At 62.7% G+C, this 18,032-nt stretch carries 11 protein-coding genes; 3 read left to right on the top strand and 8 right to left on the bottom strand.

Features of this window, described 5'->3' with window-relative positions; all coding sequences use genetic code 11:
• Positions 1 to 205: 205 nt before the first annotated feature.
• The 8 genes from PverR02_RS02490 to glnE all read right to left on the bottom strand — a co-directional run bounded on the left by PverR02_RS02490 (position 206) and on the right by glnE (position 10,308).
• Complete coding sequence (locus PverR02_RS02490) at positions 206 to 1,657, bottom strand: lipopolysaccharide kinase InaA family protein (RefSeq protein WP_079442705.1); 1,452 nt, start codon at positions 1,655 to 1,657, stop codon at positions 206 to 208.
• On the bottom strand, positions 1,657 to 2,409 hold the full coding sequence (locus PverR02_RS02485) for a lipopolysaccharide kinase InaA family protein (RefSeq protein WP_046384932.1): 753 nt from the start codon (positions 2,407 to 2,409) through the stop codon (positions 1,657 to 1,659). Before PverR02_RS02485 ends, PverR02_RS02490 begins: the two co-directional genes overlap by 1 nt.
• The gene (locus tag PverR02_RS02480) at positions 2,406 to 3,140 is read right to left on the bottom strand and encodes a lipopolysaccharide kinase InaA family protein (protein WP_017849802.1); all 735 of its coding nucleotides are present in this window, start codon (positions 3,138 to 3,140) and stop codon (positions 2,406 to 2,408) included. The genes PverR02_RS02485 and PverR02_RS02480 overlap by 4 nt, the downstream gene beginning before the upstream one ends.
• On the bottom strand, positions 3,140 to 3,946 hold the full coding sequence (rfaP, locus tag PverR02_RS02475) for a lipopolysaccharide core heptose(I) kinase RfaP (RefSeq protein WP_046384934.1): 807 nt from the start codon (positions 3,944 to 3,946) through the stop codon (positions 3,140 to 3,142). The genes PverR02_RS02480 and rfaP overlap by 1 nt, the downstream gene beginning before the upstream one ends.
• On the bottom strand, positions 3,943 to 5,067 hold the full coding sequence (locus PverR02_RS02470; protein ID WP_079442704.1) for a glycosyltransferase family 4 protein: 1,125 nt from the start codon (positions 5,065 to 5,067) through the stop codon (positions 3,943 to 3,945). Before PverR02_RS02470 ends, rfaP begins: the two co-directional genes overlap by 4 nt.
• Positions 5,067 to 6,128 (bottom strand): lipopolysaccharide heptosyltransferase I, encoded by a 1,062-nt coding sequence (gene waaC / locus PverR02_RS02465; protein ID WP_046384936.1) that lies wholly within the window; start codon positions 6,126 to 6,128, stop codon positions 5,067 to 5,069. The genes PverR02_RS02470 and waaC overlap by 1 nt, the downstream gene beginning before the upstream one ends.
• Before the next feature lies 1 nt (position 6,129).
• Positions 6,130 to 7,164, bottom strand: coding sequence for a lipopolysaccharide heptosyltransferase II (gene waaF / locus PverR02_RS02460; protein ID WP_017849806.1), 1,035 nt, complete (start codon positions 7,162 to 7,164; stop codon positions 6,130 to 6,132).
• A 204-nt stretch (positions 7,165 to 7,368) separates the two neighbouring features.
• A complete protein-coding gene (gene glnE, locus PverR02_RS02455) occupies positions 7,369 to 10,308 on the bottom strand; it encodes a bifunctional [glutamate--ammonia ligase]-adenylyl-L-tyrosine phosphorylase/[glutamate--ammonia-ligase] adenylyltransferase (RefSeq protein ID WP_079442703.1) in 2,940 nt (979 codons plus the stop codon).
• Between the two features lie 383 nt (positions 10,309 to 10,691).
• Here glnE and aceE point away from each other — a divergent pair, with 383 nt between their 5' ends.
• From aceE to PverR02_RS02440, 3 genes are all read left to right on the top strand, one after another.
• Entirely contained in the window at positions 10,692 to 13,337 is a 2,646-nt protein-coding gene (gene aceE, locus PverR02_RS02450) for a pyruvate dehydrogenase (acetyl-transferring), homodimeric type (RefSeq protein WP_046384939.1), read from the top strand.
• Between the two features lie 11 nt (positions 13,338 to 13,348).
• The gene (gene aceF, locus PverR02_RS02445) at positions 13,349 to 14,989 is read left to right on the top strand and encodes a dihydrolipoyllysine-residue acetyltransferase (RefSeq protein WP_079442702.1); all 1,641 of its coding nucleotides are present in this window, start codon (positions 13,349 to 13,351) and stop codon (positions 14,987 to 14,989) included.
• Positions 14,990 to 15,293: 304 nt separating this feature from the next.
• Positions 15,294 to 17,987 (top strand): putative bifunctional diguanylate cyclase/phosphodiesterase, encoded by a 2,694-nt coding sequence (locus tag PverR02_RS02440; protein WP_079442701.1) that lies wholly within the window; start codon positions 15,294 to 15,296, stop codon positions 17,985 to 17,987.
• The last annotated feature ends 45 nt before the right edge of the window (positions 17,988 to 18,032 follow it).

The raw sequence follows: 18,032 nt of genomic DNA, 5'->3' as shown, positions 1-18,032 counted from the left end.
TATCCGCCGAATCCGTTTCAACTTCTAACTTACTTAAAGCCCACAACCCGTATCAAGACTGCCTCGCAACCGGGCATTGTATAAAATGATACATAATTGCCAGATTCGAGTGGTTCGTGCAGACCAACTGGCTGCTGGGGGACAGGCCCCTGCAAGCCCGCCCCCCGCACTTGACCGCGTCCTACCTGAAAACCCCGCTCGACCGTCAGCCGGCGCCGCCGACTTCCTTCGGCAAACGCTGATCGATGACCTGATACAGCGCACTGCCTTGCGGCCAATTACGCATGAAGCGTGCGCGGTCCTTGGCAAACGCCGTGGCGAAGCTGGCGTCGGAGCGGTGCTGGCGCATCGCATCCAGGTCGATCAAGGCCCAGCGGCCTTCGTGCCAGAACAGGTTATGGCCCTTGAAATCGCCATGGCTGATGCGCTCGCGTATCAGCTCGGCGAACAGGTGGTCCAGCGCCAGTAGTTCGTTTTCAGGCGCGTCGCCCTGCTCCACATACGGTGCGAAGCGCTCGATGATGTCCGGCCCCGGCAGGTATTCAGTGACCAGGTAAGCGCGGCTGCGCAGCCAGAAAAAGCGCTTTTCCAGCACGGCCAGCGGCTTGGGTGTGGCAATGCCGAGGAACGCCAGGCGATTGCCTTCGCGCCAGGAATGCCAGGCGCGGCTCGGGCGCCAGAAACGCTTGAGCCAATGGGCGAAGCCCTTGATGTTGTAGCGTTTGATCACCAGCGGCCGGCCGGCCACTTCGACCTTGGCCACGCTGGCCGCACCGCCGGTCTTGTACAAATGCCCCTGGTCGAGCAAGGCATCGGCCTGCTCCAGCACCGGCAGCATCGCGCGCTCCTCCTCGCGACGGATCGCCCGCAAGCCAAACGCGCCGCGCACCACGCTGAACAGCGTGCATTCGCGGCCGACCTTGTCGAGGAAGTCCTTCAGGCGCCAGGCGCTGACCTTGCGCACCTGCTTCTCCAGGGCTTCGAGCGGTAACGCATGCTCGCCGTTGCTCAGCAGGTAATACACCAGCAACTCTTCGGTAAACGGCGCGAGGTTTTTCGGCAACTGGGCGAAAAACACCCCGAGGTTTTCCAGCACCCGGTTGCGTGACAGCGGCTGGCCCGCCTGTTCCACGCAGATCCCGGCACCATCGATCAGGTACAGCTTGCCGCCCTGGCGCAGCAGGTTATCCAGGTGCAGGTCTTCCTGCCACAGGCCCTTGGCATGCATGCGGGCGATCGCGTCCAGCGCTTCGGCGAGCACAGCGGTCTGCTCATCGGCCAACGGCGGCAGGCCTTCGACCGCTTGCCAGGCATCGGCCAGGCTTTCGGCGCCGTCGATAAACTCAAACAGCAGCCAACCGCCCTCGCCTTCCTGCAAACCGTCGGCCAGCAGCAGCGGCGTGGTCAGGCCTTGCTCGGCCAGCAGGCGCACGCCGTTGAGCTCACGCTGAAAATGCCGCGCCGCCTTGCTGCCCACCAACAACTTGGCCAACACCGCGCGACCGCGCCAGACACCGGCGCCCACATAGCGCTGGCCCGGCAACACGCGCAACAGGCTGAGCAATTGCAATTGACCAGGGCCTGCGGCGTCCGCCAGTTCGATGGTCAGCGGCAGGCTTGGGCTGCGCCCGGCCTGCTTCAGCGCGGATAAACGCATCAACGGTGCTCCTTGTGGCTGCGGCGAGCGGTCAGGCGCTGCTGCCAGGTGGCGACCAGCGGGCTGTCTTCAGGTTGTTCCAGATACGCCGCCAGCAGGTGACGCGTTTGCGCATCCGACCACTGCGGCGCACGGCGCAACAGCGGCTCCAGGTCCTTGACCCGGTCACGCCAGCCAAACAGCAACGGGCGGGTTTTCTCCAGGTCGATCAACTGCGCGGCATAACCGTCGCCGGTGGCCTGCAGGAAAATATGCTTGGGGTAAAAACACCCGTGGACCTGTCCCACGCCGTGCAGACGGCGCGCCAATTGGCCGCAGGCCAACAGGATCGCACGGTGCTGGGGGTCGCTCAGTTGCGGCCACTGTTCGAGCAACGAATCCAGGTCATTCCAGCCGTCCAGGGCACGGGTCAACAGCATCGCGCGGTGCTCGCCAGCGACTTTGCGCTCACCGTAGAACGCCGCCTGCAAGGCCGGGATACCCAACGCGCGATAACGGCTGATGTTACGAAACTCGCGGGAAAAACTCGGTTCGCCAAACGGTCGGTGCAAGCTGCGCGTGAGGTAGTTGCTCTGGCGCTTGAGGTAGTAACCGTGGCCGTCGAGCTCCAGGCGGAACACGCTGCTCCAGCCGCCACGGCTGGTGTTCGGCTCGTCCACCGCGTCCAGTTGCTTGGCCCACAGGGCATCGAAACTGGCCAGACCGTTGCGCTCCAGCAGAGCGCGGTCTTCGGCCGCCAGGAAATCACTCATTCGCGTCCCTCGAAAAACTTCACCACATGGCGAATTCGCTGTTTGTCCGACGCACTCAGGTGCGCGCGCTGGCGGTATTGCAGGTAGAAGCGCAGGCGCTGGGTGGCCGACAGGTGATACTTGGCCACCTTGTCCAGGCAGGCCAGGTCTTTGGTGATGCGGTATTTGAGCCAGAACCCGCGCCAGAAATCGCCGTTGGGGCAATCGATCAGGTACAGGGTGTGCTGGTCGTCGATCAGCAGGTTGCGCCACTTCAAGTCGTTATGGGTGAAGTGATGATCGTGCATGGTACGCGTGTATTCGGCGAGCTGGCGGCTGACCGCATCGACCCATTTGGGGTCTTTGAGGCGCACGTCGTTGCGCTCGGCCAGCACCGACAAGTCTTCGGTCTTGGGCAACTCACGGGTGATCAGCGCGCCGCGGGCGTAGGCCAGGCCATTGCGCTCCAGGCCCCAGGCGACCACGTCGGCGGTGGGAATGCCCCACTTGGCGAAACGCTTGAGGTTCTGCCACTCGGACTTCACCCGCGGCTTGCCCAGGTAGCGGCGCAGGCCCTTGCCGGCACCGACGTAGCGCTTGACGTAGTAATTGACCCCGCCGCGCGCCACCCGGATCACTTCCGACAGCGGGTCGCGGGTCAGCCGCTCGCCTTGCAGGGCGAACACCGCTTCAAGGCTTCCAAAATCATCCGCGAGGCCGGCGTATGCGGGTTCCAGGTTCCAACCCGCCATCAGAGCGCATCCCCGTAACGTTGTTTGCGCGCGTAGAGCTTGGCCGCCTTGTGCTCCAGCCACTGCAGCAGTGCGGCCTCTTCGGCGAGAATCTGGCGCAACGGCTGTTGGAAGTAGCCCTTGAGAAAACGCAGCTTGTCACGCTGGGTCAGGCCGATATCCAGCGCCGAAAAATACAGCGCCGCCAGGTCCTTGTTGCGCCAGCGCAGCGGGATCTTCGAGCGCACCTGCGCACGGTGCAGATCGATCACCGACAACTTGAAATCGTCGGCCACCAGCGGCTTGTCCGTGTGCAGCAGGAAATGGCAGATATAGCAGTCGCGATGGTTGACCCCGGCACGGTGCATCATGCCGGTCATGCGCGCCACTTCGGCGATCAGCGCATGCTTGATGACTGGCGATGGCGGTTGCTTGAGCCAGTCCATGCTCAGGTCTTCGAGGCTGACGGTGGGCGCCAGCTCTTCGGTGACGATAAACGAATGCTGGTCGGCCGGGTTGCTGCCCTTTTCGCCATAAGCCACGGCGGTCATGGTCGGCACGCCGACTTGCTGCAAGCGCTGGATCGCCCGCCATTCCTGGCCGGCGCCCAATACCGGCAACTTCGCGGTGATCAGGTTCTTGAGGATTTCGGCCCAGCCGATACCACGGTGAATCTTCACGAAATAACCGCGGCCCTCGACCTCTGTACGCAAGGTACGACGGGCATCGAGTTCGCGGTACACCAGGCCGTCCAGCTTCTCGACTTCGGCGAACGCATCGCGTCCGGCCCAAAGGGTCTTGAACGGTTCGGCAAGCATCAACTTCATCGGTTCGGCTCCGCCAGGATCAGGTCCGCAGCGTACTGCGGCATGCTATAGAGGTCGGCCGTCTCGGCGAAGGCCAGACCATTGCGACTCATGGTCGCGCGCGCTTGTGGATCGTCGAGCATATCGACCAGGTATTGATTGAGTTGAGCCTGTTCGAACGGCTCGTCCAACACCCGGCCATTGCCGGCCTTGTCGATATAGAAGGCATAACCGCAGACCTTGCTCACCAGCACCGGCAGGCCGGCGACAACCGCCTCGATCAGCACCATGCCGGCCGCTTCGTTGTAGGCCGGGTGGATCAACAGGTCGGCCCCCAGCAGAAAGCGCGGAATATCGCTGCGCCCCTTGAAGAAATGCACTTGCTCGCCCAGGCCCAGTGCGGCGCTCTGTAATTGGAATACTTTGGGGTCGTCCTGGCCGATTACAAACAGCCGGGTACGTTTCTTCAGCGCCGACGGCAATGCGGCCACGGCCTTGAGGCTGCGGTCGACGCCCTTGGTCTTGAAGCCGGAACCGATCTGCACCAACAGCAAATCGTCCTCGGCCAGGCCGAACTCATCGCGAAACTGTGCGCGGATCTGCGCGGCATTCGGCGGCGCGCGCCGGTCACGGGCGATGCCCGGCGGCAGCAAATGAAAGCGCTGCGCCTGGGTGCCGTAGTAACGCGTGAACAATTCCTGCTGATGGGCCGAGAGCACCATGATCTGGGTCTTGGCGCTCTGTTCGAAGACGGCGCGCTCGTACTCGGCAAAGTGTTTGTAGCGGCCGAACCAGCGGTACATCGGGTTGCGCAGGGTTTGTGCCTTGTCTTCAAACACGCCATCGGCGGCGAAGTACAGGTCCAGCCCGGGCATTTTATTGAACCCGACCACGCGGTCCACCGGGCGCTTGGCCAGGTCGGCCTGAATCCAGGCGTAGAGTTTTTCGTTGCGGCGATGGTTGAACAGCGCCTTGACCGGCGCCACCAGCACTTCGAAACCGGGCGGCACATCGCCTTCCCAGATCAGGGTGTAGACACGGATCCGATGACCGCGCTGCTGGCACTCCAGGGCGATACGCATGAAGTCGCGCTGCAAGCCACCGAACGGAAAATACTTGTACAGAACAAACGCCAGTTGCATCAGTGCATCTCCTCGGCCAGTAACAACGTGCTCAGCCGGCTCGCCACACGCTCGGGGTTCAGCCGCGTGAAGCACAGGGGCGATTCGCGCTTGATGTCGAACCGACGCAGATCGTCGGCCGTGGGTTGATAGGTACACTGTTTCAGCAGGCAGGGCGCACACGGGAAGTCGCTGGCCAGGTGAATCTGGCTCTTGCCGTAGGCGCCGGTCAGGCCGGGGTTGGTGGGGCCGAACAGCGAAATGGTCGGCACGTCCAGGGCTGCGGCCAGGTGCCCGAGGCCGGTGTCCACCGCAACGCAGGCGCGGGCGCCGGCGAGCACGCGGGCGACGCCGGCCAGGTTCAGTTTGGGCAGCACCTCGGCGTTGTCCAGGCCCTGTGCCAGGCGTTCGGCGCGGGCCTTTTCGGCGGCATTGCCCCATGGCAACTTCACGTCCACGCCCAGGCGGCCCATGCGCTCGGCCAGCTCGCGCCAGTAGGCTTCGGGCCAGTGCTTGGTGTCCCAGGTGGTGCCGTGCAGCAACAACACAAACGGCTTTTTCGGCGGCAGGCCGAGCAGCTTGTCGACGCTCAGGCCGTAGTCGCCCAGGGCCTTGGGCAAGTCATAGCCGAGGGCCACGGCGAACAGCTGGCGCAGGCGCTCCACCGCGTGCTGCCCGCGGGCCACGGCCAGGCGCCGCGAATAAAAGCGCGCCGCGATCGGTTCACGCGCCGAGTTTTTGTCAAACCCGGCCACCGGGGCGCGCACGTAGCGGGTCAGCCAGGCGCTTTTGAGCAGGCCCTGGGCGTCGATCACCAGGTCGTATTTGGTTGACTGGATACGCTGCTTGAAGCGCCGCCATTCGCCACTTTTGAAGGTTTGCCAGAGGTTCTTGCGCCAGCGGCGAATCGCCACCGGGATCACCTTGTCCACCGCCGGGTGCCAGGTGGGGATCTCGGCAAAGCCTTCTTCCACCACCCAGTCGAATCGAATGCCCGGGATCGCCCGCGCCGCATCGGTCAGTGCCGGCAACGCATGGATCACGTCGCCCAGGGATGAGGTCTTGATTACCAGTACCCGCAACTCAGTGAACCTCGACCACAGTGCCCTGCAACCGCTGCAAGGCTTCGTTGACCGGTTGCGGCAATAACTGGCGCAGGCAGTTGTAGTGGCCGAAACGGCAGGTGCGGTCAAAACACGGGCTGCATTCCAGGCCCAGGCGCACCACTTCGACCTTGTCGGCCAACGGCGGGGTAAACCCTGGGGAGGTCGAGCCGTACACCGCGACCAGCGGGCGGTTCAGCGCCGCCGCGACGTGCATCAGCCCGGAGTCGTTGGACACCACCGCATCCGCGCAGGACAGCAAGTCGATGGCCTCGGCCAGCGAGGTGTCGCCACTGAGGTTCACCGCTTCTTCGCGCAGGCCGGGGATCAGGCGCTGGCGGATGTCTTCACCCACCGCATGATCGTTCTTCGAGCCGAACAGCCACACCTGCCAGCCTTCGCGGATCTTCGTCTCCGCGACTTTGGCGTAATGCTCCGACGGCCAGCGCTTGGACTCGCCAAACTCGGCACCGGGGCACAGCGCGAGCACCGGACGGTCGAGGGCCAGGCTGAACTTGGCCAGGGCCGCGTCGCGGGTGATCGGGTCGATCTGCAGGCTCGGGCGCGGATACGGCGTCGGCAACTCGGCACCCGGCGCGTAGGCCAGGGCCATGAAGCGTTCGATCATCAGCGGGTAGCGCGCCTTGTCGAGCTTGCGCACGTCGTTGAGCAGACCGTAGCGAAACTCGCCGCGCCAACCGGTGCGCTTGGGAATGCCGGCGAAAAACGGCACCAGCGCCGATTTCATCGAGTTGGGCAGCAAGATCGCCTGGTCGTACTGCCCGGCCAGGGATTTGCCGATGCGACGGCGGGTCGCCAGTTCGAGGGCGCCATGGCCGAGCGGGAAGCTCAAGGCCTGGCGCACTTGCGGCATGCGCTCAAGGATCGGCCGGCTCCACTCAGGGGCGAGCACGTCGATTTGGCAGTCGGGATGACGTTGTTTGAGGCACTGGAACAGTGTCTGCGCCATCACCATGTCACCGACCCAGCTGGGCCCAACGATCAGAATATTCATGTAGTTTCCACAAACGATGCGGGGAGGCTTACGCCTCCCCGCCTCGATGATTACTGTAGATCGCACTTTGTGTGGCAGCGGGCTCGCTCGCGATAGCATCACCGCGGTCCGCTAGACAGACCGCAGCGCCTGCATCACGAGCAAGCCTGCTCCCACATGAAGCCGGTTTCCACATTAGATTGGCGTCGCTCATTTAATCGAGTGTCAGCTTAACCCCAGCGCCTGCCAGATTCGCATCACCTGGCGCCGTTCGTCGGCGAACTGATCCCCGGCCACCGTACCGGCTTCGTTCTGCAAAGCCTGGCGGTGCGCCGCGGAACGGTAGGCCTTATATACCTCGCGCAGTAAATGGGCATCGGCGGCGGGCATCAGCCCGACCTGCTCCAGGCCCTCCAGAATGCGGATATTGTCGGTGTAGCGCAGCAACGACGGATGTTGCGCAGACCATGCCAAAGCGGCGTATTGCACCATAAATTCAATATCGACGATACCTCCGGCGTCCTGCTTGAGGTCGAACACCACCGTCGGTTCGAAGGCATTCGCGCCGGTACCGGCCGCCGTGGCCCGGGTCCCGAGGTTGTCGCGCATCTTGGCGCGCATCTCGCTGACCTCCTGGCGCAGCTTCGTCAGGTCGCGTTCACGGCCCAACACCTTGGCCCGCACCTGCTCGAAGGCGCGGCCCACGTCCTGGCTGCCCACCAACACCCGCGCGCGGATCAGCGCCTGATGTTCCCAGGTCCAGGCTTCGTTTTCCTGATAGCGCGCGAAGGCGCCGAGGGAACTCACCAGCAAACCGGATGCGCCCGACGGCCGCAGGCGCATGTCCACTTCATACAATTGCCCCGAGTTGGTCTGGGTGGTCAGCAAGTGGATGATCCGCTGGCCCAGGCGCGTGAAGAACTGCGCGCCGTCGATCGGCTTGGCGCCATCGGTTTCGGCCTGCGGGTCGCCGTCATGGATAAACACCAGGTCCAGGTCCGAACCATGCCCCAATTCGATGCCGCCGACTTTCCCATAACCGACAATGATGAATCCGGGATCGCACACGCTACCATCCAACCGCTGCGGCGCGCCGTGGCGGGCGACGGTCTGGCGCCAGGCCAGGGCCAGCACTTGTTCGAGGATGGCTTCGGCGAGCCAGGTCAGGTAATCGCTGACTTTCATCAGCGGCAGGCTGCCGGCGATTTCCGAGGCGGCCACGCGCAAGCGGTGAGCCAGCTTGAAGTGCCGCAGCGCTTCCATCTGCTGCTCAAGGTCGTCTTCGGGGATACGCGTAAGGCGTTCGCGCAGTTCGGCGGCGAGTTCCGGCGCCAACGGCGGCTTGAACAAGCGGCCTTCGTTGAGCAATTCGTCGAGCAGCAGCGGGAAGCGGGTGATCTGTTCGGCGATCCACGGGCTGGCGGCGCACAAGGTCAACAGGCGCCGCAGGGCGTCGGGGTTTTCCGTGAGCAACACCAGGTAGGCGGACCGGCGGGCGACGGCTTCCACCAGCGGCAAGACGCGCTCCAGCACCAGGTCCGGGTTGGCGTGCTCGACGGCCTGCGCCAGCAGACGCGGGATAAACGCATCCAGGCGCTCGCGACCGAGGCGCTGCATGGCGCGCAATTGCGGACTGCCGCGCAGGCCGGCCAAGGCTTTGAGCGCTTTGGGCGCGTCAGTGAAGCCACCTTCGGCCAGTTGGCGGCAGGCCGCGTCTTCGTCCTGGGACTCTTCCCACAGTGGCAACCATTCCCCACCGACGACCAATTCGCTTTCTTCGCCGTCTTCTTCATCCGGATCGGCGATCACCTGGCGGAAGTGCCAGTCCACCCGCCCACGCCAGTACATCAGGCGCTCATGGAACGCGGCCCAATCGGCGAAGCCGAGCATAAAGGCAATGCGCGCCTGGTCTTCGGGGCTGTCCGGCAGCATCTGGGTCTGGCGGTCGGCAATCGCCTGGATCGCATGCTCGGTGTAACGCAGGAATTCGTAGCCATCGCGCAACTCGGCGATCACCGCCGGCGGCAGGTAGCCCTGGCCTTCCAGGGTGCCCAGCACCTTGAGCAACGGCCGTTGCTGCAGGCTGAGGTCGCGCCCGCCATGGATCAGCTGGAACGCCTGGGCGATAAATTCCACTTCGCGGATGCCGCCCGAACCGAGCTTGATGTTGTCGGCCATGCCCTTGCGCCGCACTTCCTGCTGGATCAACTGCTTCATGGTGCGCAGCGCTTCGATGGCGGAGAAGTCCAAATAGCGGCGGTAGACGAACGGTCGCAGCATGTCGAGCAGTTGCGCACCGGCCACCTGATCGCCGGCCACCACGCGCGCCTTGATCATGGCGTAGCGCTCCCAGTCGCGGCCCTGGTCCTGGTAATACTGTTCCAACGCATTGAAGCTGAGCACCAGCGCGCCCGCCGAACCGTAAGGCCGCAGGCGCATGTCGACACGGAAGACAAAACCGTCGACGGTCATCGGGTCGAGGGCCTTGATCAGTTTTTGCCCCAGGCGAATGAAGAACTCCTGGTTATCCAGGGCGCGCTTCACCCCCACCGTCTCGCCGCCTTCGGGGTAGGCGAAGATCAAGTCGATGTCGGATGACAGGTTCAGCTCCACCGCGCCGAGCTTGCCCATGCCGAGGATCACCATCTGCTGCGGCTCACCGCTGCGGCGCCCGGTCGGCGTGCCGAACTGCGCGCAATGGCGCTGGTACAGCCACTGGTAGGCCTGGTCGATGCTGGCGTCGGCCATGTCGGAGAGGTCGCGACAGGTTTGCACCAGATCCGCCTGGCGGGTCAGGTCGCGCCAGATGATGCGGACTTGCTGGCGGGTACGCTGGCGGCGCAGCACGCGGCCCAACTCATCTTCTGTTTCAGCCTGTTGCACGGCACCGGCAATCTGCCCGCACAGCTCGCCCGGCGCAAAGCCACGGTCCAACTCGCCCCAGGCGACCAGTTCGAGCAACATCAACGGGTCACGAACACTCTGTTCAATCACGAAATCACTGGCCGCGCACACCCGCGCGAAATCGGCCCAGCGTTGCGGCGTCCATTCAGAAAGGCCATGATCGTCGTCCAGCGCGGCCACTGCGTCACGGAATGACTGTTCGGCCCGAATGGCGAACGGCAAGAGAACGGCCGGCAGCTCGGCCAGCATTGGAAGGCTCATGGTCTATCCTTGAACGGCGCGTAAAGGGCTTGTTGCGGTGAACGCAGGAGGCAGGCGCGATGAATGACTGTCGAACAAAAGTTAGAAATAGCTGAAAATTCATAAATTTTGGCAGGTAACATTAAATTTCTACCTTTTCTTCTTCGCAAAAGATCAACAATAACGATTATGCTCACCTAACGGACCGAGCAATCCGCTCAGTCTTGTGTAGTTTTACTACTCGTATATACATTCGAAAGGCTGAAATGGCCGACGATTTGTAGTAAAACTACAGGACGCCGGAGCAACCTCCGGCCATCCAAGAATTTATGTCGTCTGCCCACAAGGCCAGTCGCAAACTTCAGGCAACCGATTCTGGTAGCCTTTCCGCCCTGGAGCAAGCCATGCAAGACCTCGATCCCGTCGAAACCCAGGAATGGCTGGACGCCCTGGAATCGGTTCTCGACAAAGAAGGCGAAGACCGTGCTCACTATCTGATGACCCGTATGGGCGAACTCGCGACCCGCAGCGGCTCGCAACTGCCCTACGCCATCACCACGCCATATCGCAATACCATCCCTGTTACCCACGAAGCACGCATGCCTGGCGACCTGTTCATGGAACGCCGCATTCGCTCGCTGGTACGTTGGAACGCCATGGCGATGGTAATGCGTACGAACTTGAAAGATTCTGACCTGGGCGGTCACATCTCCAGCTTCGCTTCCAGCGCAACGCTCTATGACATCGGCTTCAACTACTTCTTCCAGGCCCCGACCGACGAACACGGCGGCGACCTGATCTACTTCCAGGGCCACACCTCGCCAGGCGTCTACGCCCGTGCGTTCATGGAAGGTCGCATCAGCGAAGAACAGATGAACAACTTCCGCCAGGAAGTCGACGGCCAGGGCCTGTCGTCCTACCCGCACCCTTGGCTGATGCCTGATTTCTGGCAGTTCCCGACCGTTTCCATGGGTCTGGGCCCGATCCAGGCGATCTACCAGGCGCGCTTCATGAAGTACATGGAAGCCCGTGGTTTCATCCCCGAAGGCAAGCAGAAAGTCTGGTGCTTCCTGGGCGACGGCGAGTGCGACGAGCCGGAATCCCTGGGTGCCATCTCCCTGGCCGGCCGCGAGAAGCTGGACAACCTGATCTTCGTCATCAACTGCAACCTGCAGCGCCTCGACGGCCCGGTTCGCGGCAACGGCAAGATCATCCAGGAACTCGAAGGCGTGTTCCGCGGTGCTCAGTGGAACGTGACCAAAGTCATCTGGGGCCGTTTCTGGGACCCACTGCTGGCCAAGGACGTCGACGGTATCCTGCAACGTCGCATGGACGAAGTCATCGACGGCGAGTACCAGAACTACAAGGCCAAAGACGGCGCGTTCGTGCGTGAACACTTCTTCAACACGCCTGAACTCAAGGCGATGGTTGCCGACCTGTCCGACGACGAGATCTGGAAACTCAACCGTGGCGGCCACGACCCGTACAAGGTCTACGCGGCGTACCACGAAGCGGTCAACCACAAAGAACAACCGACCGTCATCCTGGCCAAGACCATCAAGGGTTATGGCACCGGTGCCGGCGAAGCGAAGAACACTGCGCACAACACCAAGAAAGTCGACGTCGGCAGCCTGAAGCTGTTCCGCGACCGCTTCGACATCCCGGTCAAGGACGAAGAGCTGGAAAACCTGCCGTTCTTCAAGCCAGAGCCGAACAGCGCCGAAGCCCGCTACCTGAGCGAGCGTCGTGCCGCGCTGGGCGGTTTCGTGCCACAGCGCCGTGCCAAGAGCGTCAACATCCCAACACCGGCGCTGGATACCCTCAAGGCCATCCTCGACGGCTCGGGCGACCGTGAAATCTCCACCACCATGGCCTTCGTGCGAATCCTCGCGCAGTTGGTCAAGGACAAGGAAGTCGGTTCGCGCATCGTGCCGATCATCCCGGACGAAGCCCGTACCTTCGGTATGGAAGGCATGTTCCGTCAGTTGGGCATCTACTCCTCCGTCGGCCAGCTCTACGAGCCAGTCGATAAAGACCAGGTGATGTTCTACAAGGAAGACAAGAAGGGCCAGATCCTCGAAGAAGGCATCAACGAAGCGGGCGCCATGAGCTCCTTCATCGCGGCCGGTACGTCGTACTCCTGCCACAACCAGCCGATGCTGCCGTTCTACATCTTCTACTCGATGTTCGGCTTCCAGCGTATCGGCGACCTGGCCTGGGCAGCAGGCGACAGCCGTACCCGTGGTTTCCTGATCGGCGGCACCGCCGGCCGCACCACGCTGAACGGCGAAGGCCTGCAACACGAAGACGGTCACAGCCACATCCTGGCGGCCACCATTCCGAACTGCCGCACCTTTGATCCAACCTACGGCTATGAGCTGGCGGTGATCATCCAGGACGGCATGAAGAAGATGACCCAGGAGCAGCAGGACGTTTTCTACTACATCACCGTGATGAACGAGTCCTACCAGCAACCTGCCATGCCGGCCGGTGTCGAGGAAGGCATCATCAAGGGCATGTACCTGCTCGAAGAAGACACCAAGGAAGCAGCGCATCACGTGCAACTGATGGGCTCCGGCACCATCCTGCGCGAAGTGCGTGAAGCGGCGAAGATCCTGCGTGACGAATTCAACGTCGGCGCCGACGTGTGGAGCGTGACCAGCTTCAACGAACTGCGTCGCGACGGCCTGGCCGTAGAACGCAACAACCGCCTGCACCCAGGTCAGAAGCCTGAGCTGAGCTACGTCGAAGAATGCCTGACTGGCCGTAAAGGTCCGGTGATCGCATCCACCGACTACATGAAACTGTTTGCTGAACAAATTCGCCAGTGGGTCCCGTCCAAGGAATTCAAAGTCCTGGGCACCGACGGTTTCGGCCGCAGTGACAGCCGCAAGAAGCTGCGTCACTTCTTCGAAGTCGACCGTCACTTCGTGGTGTTGGCAGCCCTGGAAGCCTTGGCTGACCGCGGTGAGATCGAACCCAAGGTGGTGGCTGACGCCATCGTCAAGTTCGGGATCAACCCGGAAAAACGCAACCCACTGGACTGCTGAGGAGACTTTTTGTGAGCGAACTCATTCGCGTACCTGACATCGGCAGCGGTGAAGGTGAAGTAATCGAGCTGTTTGTGAAGGTCGGCGACACCGTCGAAGCCGACCAGAGCATCCTGACCCTGGAATCGGACAAGGCGAGCATGGAAATCCCTGCTCCCAAGGCCGGCGTGGTCAAGAGCCTGAAAGTGAAGCTGGGCGATCGCCTGAAAGAAGGCGACGAACTGCTGGAGCTGGAAATCGAGGGCGCCGCCGCTGCGGCCCCTGCTCCAGCTGCCGCAGCTGCACCGGCGCCAGCGCCGGCTGAAAAACCTGCTGCTGCCGAGGCCCCTGCGGCCCCGGCTGCCGCACCGGCCGCAGCCACCATCCAGGACATTCATGTCCCGGACATCGGCTCGTCGGGCAAGGCCAAGATCATCGAACTGCTGGTCAAGGTCGGCGACACCGTCGAAGCCGACCAGTCGCTGATCACCCTGGAGTCCGACAAGGCCTCCATGGAAATCCCTTCGCCGGCTGCCGGCGTGGTGGAAAGCATCGCGGTCAAGCTGGAAGACGAAGTCGGCACTGGCGACTTCATCCTCAAGCTGAAAGTCCAAGGCGCTGCGTCGGCTGCTGCCCCGGCACCGGCCGCTGCGCCGGCTGCCAAGGCTGAAGCCGCACCGGTCGCCGCGGCTCCAGCGCCTGCCGCAAACGCCGAGGCCGCACCGGCCCCGGCGGCGGCACCGGCACGAAGCGGTGCCAAGGTTCACGCCGGCCCTGCCGTGCGCCAACTGGCCCGCGAGTTCGGCGTCGAGCTGAACGCCGTCACGGCCACCGGCCCGCACGGTCGCGTGCTCAAGGAAGACGTGCAGGTTTACGTCAAATCCATGATGCAGAAAGCCAAGGAAGCCCCGGCTGCCGGCAATGCTACCGGTGGTGCTGGCATTCCGCCGATCCCGGTCGTGGACTTCAGCCGCTTCGGCGAAACCGAAGAAGTGCAGATGACCCGCCTGATGCAAATCGGCGCGTCGAGCCTGCACCGCAGCTGGCTGAACATCCCGCACGTGACCCAGTTCGACCAGGCCGACATCACCGACCTGGAAGCTTTCCGCGTTGCGCAGAAAGCCGTGGCCGAGAAGGCCGGCGTGAAACTGACCGTGCTGCCACTGTTGCTCAAGGCCTGCGCGCACCTGCTCAAGGAGCTGCCGGACTTCAACAGTTCGCTGGCGCCAAGCGGCAAGGCGATCATTCGCAAGAAGTACGTTCACATCGGCTTTGCCGTCGACACCCCGGATGGCCTGCTGGTACCGGTCATCAAGAACGTCGACCAGAAGAGCCTGCTGCAACTGGCTGCCGAAGCCGCTGCGCTGGCTGCCAAGGCCCGCGACAAGAAGCTCACCGCGGACGACATGCAGGGCGCATGCTTCACCATCTCCAGCCTCGGTCACATTGGCGGCACTGGCTTCACGCCAATCGTCAATGCGCCGGAAGTGGCGATCCTGGGCGTTTCCAAGGCGACCATCCAGCCGGTATGGGACGGTAAAGCCTTCCAGCCGAAGCTGATGCTGCCACTGTCGCTGTCCTACGATCACCGCGTGATCAACGGCGCCGCAGCGGCACGCTTCACCCAGCGCCTGAGCCAACTGCTGAACGACATCCGCACCATCTTGCTGTAAGCCGCGACGGGCCTCCCTTGCACGAGGGAGGCCCGATTGCATCGATTTCCGAGCGCCACGCTCGTACCTCAACCCCGCCACTTGGCGGGGCTTTTTTTGCGCGTTTCTTGGACAGTAAAAACAGGGTTGTACACCACCTATCACCCCGATTGCAGAAATCGACCGCGTAGCCGATATAACCCTTATAGCACTTAGCCTTCATCCTCTCTTGTCAGCCTGGGCTGCATGATGCAACCTTGCTGCAGGCAACAGTAAAGAGGGCGTGAGCCCGGCGCCGAGTGCGTTTTTTCAAGTGAGCTTCCCCATGAAAAGCCAACCCGATGTCGCCCGGACGGCGGCCGAGGTAGTGACGCAATTACCGGTGCCTTCGCGCCTCGGTATGCTGCGTTTCGAGCGGCTGAATGAGGCAAGCTGGGCCCTGCTCTACCTAGACCCCAATTGCGAGCGCCAATTCGGCCTGCCGGCGGTTGAACTGTGCGCGCTGATCGGCTCGCCCTACGCCAGCCTGATGGAGCCACAGGCGCGCTATCAACTGCACGATGCCATCCAGCAGCAACTGGCCGAGAGCCCTCATTACCTGGTGCGCTACACCCTGCACACCAACGACGGCCCTCTAAGCCTGCTGGAACTGGGCGAAGCCTACAAACAACACAATCGCCACCTGCTGCGGGGCTACCTGATGGTGGTCGACGGCCTGTTCAGCGAGATCCCGTCGACAGCGCCGACAGCCGACCTGGAAAGCCAGAACAGCCGCCTGCAGATCGCCCTGGAACTCAACCAGCGCGCGCAACAGGAACAGTTGCTGCACCTGGAACGGGTACGCGCCCAGCAAGAGCTGATCCTGCTGCTCGCACGCCAGCGCTACACCACGAATAATTCGCTGCAGGAAGCCGCCGAGCTGATTACCCGCAGCGCCTGCGATATCTACCAGATCGATTGCGCCAGCATCTGGAACCTCGAAGGCCAGCGCCTGGTACCGATCTCGGCGTACCAGCGCGCCGATCAGCGCCACCACTTGCCCGAGCCGATTGATGCCAGTGGCTTTCCGGACTATCTCGAAGCCCTGCAAACCAGCCGGGCGATCGATGCTACCAATGTCATGCGCGACCCACGCACCCGCGAAATGGCCGAATCGCTGCAGGCCAACGACGTGCATGCAATGCTCGACGCGAGCATCCGTGTCGATGGCCAGGTCGTGGGTGTGCTGTGCCTGGAACAAAGCGGCTGCACACGCGTCTGGCAGTCCGACGAGATCGCCTTTGCCGGCGAGCTGGCGGATCAGTTCGCGCAAGTGATCAACAATCACAACCGTCGTACCGCCACCAGCGCCCTGCACCTGTTTCAGCGCGCGGTGGAACAAAGCGCCAACGCCTTCCTGCTGGTCAATTGCGATGGCGTGGTGGAGTACGTCAACCCCAGTTTTACCGCGATCACCCAGTACAGTACCGAAGAGGTCCACGGCCATCGCCTGGCGCAATTGCCCGCGCTGGAAAACCTCAGCGAATTGCTGTTCGACGCGCCGTCGAGCCTGGCCAAGAGCAACAGCTGGCAGGGCGAGTTCAAGAGCCGACGCAAGAACCTCGAACCCTATTGGGGCCAGCTGTCGATCTCCAAGGTCTATGGCGACAATCGCGAGCTGACCCACTATATCGGCATCTACGAAGACATCACCCAGACCAAGCTGGCCCAGCAGCGCATCGAGCGCCTGGCCTATACCGACAACCTGACCAACCTGGGCAACCGTCCGGCGTTTATCCGCAACCTCGACGAACGCTTTGCCCGCGACAGCGACAGCCCGATCTGTCTGTTGCTGGTGGACATCGACAACTTCAAGCGGATCAACGACAGCCTCGGCCACCAGACCGGCGACAAGCTGCTGATCAGCCTGGCCCGGCGCCTGCGCAACAGCCTCAGCGCCGGTGGCAGCCTGGCGCGCTTTGCCAGTAACGAATTTGCGGTATTGCTCGACGACACCGACCTGGAGAGCGGCCAGCTCGTTGCCAGCCAACTGTTGGCGACCCTCGACAAGCCGATGTTCGTCGACAACCAATTGATCAGCGTCACCGGCTCCGTGGGCCTGGCCTGCGCGCCGCTGCATGGCCGCGACCCGCAAACCCTGATGCGCAACGCCGGCTTGGCCCTGCACAAGGCCAAAGCCAACGGCAAACACCAGGTACAAGTGTTTACCGAAGCGCTGAACGCCGAGGCCAGCTACAAACTGTTCGTGGAAAACAACCTGCGCCGCGCCCTGACCCAGAACGAGCTGGACGTGTTCTACCAGCCCAAGCTGTGCCTGCGCAGTGGCCGCTTGTTGGGCATGGAGGCGCTGCTGCGTTGGAACCACCCGGAAAAGGGCATGATCCGCCCCGACCAGTTCATCAGCGTGGCCGAAGAAACCGGCCTGATCATCCCCATCGGCAAATGGATCGCCCGCCAGGCCTGCCGCATGAGCAAGCAACTGAGCGCCGCCGGCCTGGGCAACCTGCAGGTGGCGATCAACCTGTCGCCCAAACAGTTCTCCGACCCGGACCTGGTGGCCTCGATTGCCTCGATCCTCAAGGAAGAAGAACTGCCGGCCAACCTGCTCGAACTTGAGTTGACCGAAGGCCTGCTGCTGGAGGCCACCGAGGACACCCGTCTGCAACTGGACCAGTTGAAAAGCCTGGGCCTGACCCTGGCCATGGACGACTTCGGCACCGGTTACTCGTCGCTGAGCTACTTGAAAAAATTCCCGATCGACATCATCAAGATCGATCGCAGCTTTATCCACGAAATCCCGGACAACCAGGACGACATGGAAATCACCTCAGCCGTGATCGCCATGGCCCACAACCTCAAGCTCAAGGTCGTGGCCGAAGGCATCGAGACCGCCGAGCAGTTGGCGTTCCTGCGTCGGCACCGTTGCGACGTCGGCCAGGGCTATCTGTTCGACCGGCCCATCCCCGGTTCAGAGCTGCTCGAGAAGCTTAAACGCTACCCTCGCGGGCCAATCGCCTGACAGCGCTGTAACACTCGGGCACACTGGCTGTCTGATTCTTTACTG

Source organism: Pseudomonas veronii, from assembly GCF_002028325.1.
In the GTDB taxonomy this organism is placed as follows: Bacteria; Pseudomonadota; Gammaproteobacteria; order Pseudomonadales; family Pseudomonadaceae; genus Aquipseudomonas; species Aquipseudomonas veronii.
This window is presented reverse-complemented; position numbering and strand designations above follow the sequence as displayed.

What these genes read in the sequence shown, in the direction of transcription:
- PverR02_RS02490 (WP_079442705.1), bottom strand. Translation starts at nt 1,657, where the DNA reads ATGCGTTTATCCGCGCTGAAGCAGGCCGGGCGCAGCCCAAGCCTGCCG.
- PverR02_RS02485 (WP_046384932.1), bottom strand. Translation starts at nt 2,409, where the DNA reads ATGAGTGATTTCCTGGCGGCCGAAGACCGCGCTCTGCTGGAGCGCAAC.
- PverR02_RS02480 (WP_017849802.1), bottom strand. Translation starts at nt 3,140, where the DNA reads ATGGCGGGTTGGAACCTGGAACCCGCATACGCCGGCCTCGCGGATGAT.
- rfaP (WP_046384934.1), bottom strand. Translation starts at nt 3,946, where the DNA reads ATGAAGTTGATGCTTGCCGAACCGTTCAAGACCCTTTGGGCCGGACGC.
- PverR02_RS02470 (WP_079442704.1), bottom strand. Translation starts at nt 5,067, where the DNA reads ATGCAACTGGCGTTTGTTCTGTACAAGTATTTTCCGTTCGGTGGCTTG.
- waaF (WP_017849806.1), bottom strand. Translation starts at nt 7,164, where the DNA reads ATGAATATTCTGATCGTTGGGCCCAGCTGGGTCGGTGACATGGTGATG.
- glnE (WP_079442703.1), bottom strand. Translation starts at nt 10,308, where the DNA reads ATGAGCCTTCCAATGCTGGCCGAGCTGCCGGCCGTTCTCTTGCCGTTC.
- aceE (WP_046384939.1), top strand. Translation starts at nt 10,692, where the DNA reads ATGCAAGACCTCGATCCCGTCGAAACCCAGGAATGGCTGGACGCCCTG.
- PverR02_RS02440 (WP_079442701.1), top strand. Translation starts at nt 15,294, where the DNA reads ATGAAAAGCCAACCCGATGTCGCCCGGACGGCGGCCGAGGTAGTGACG.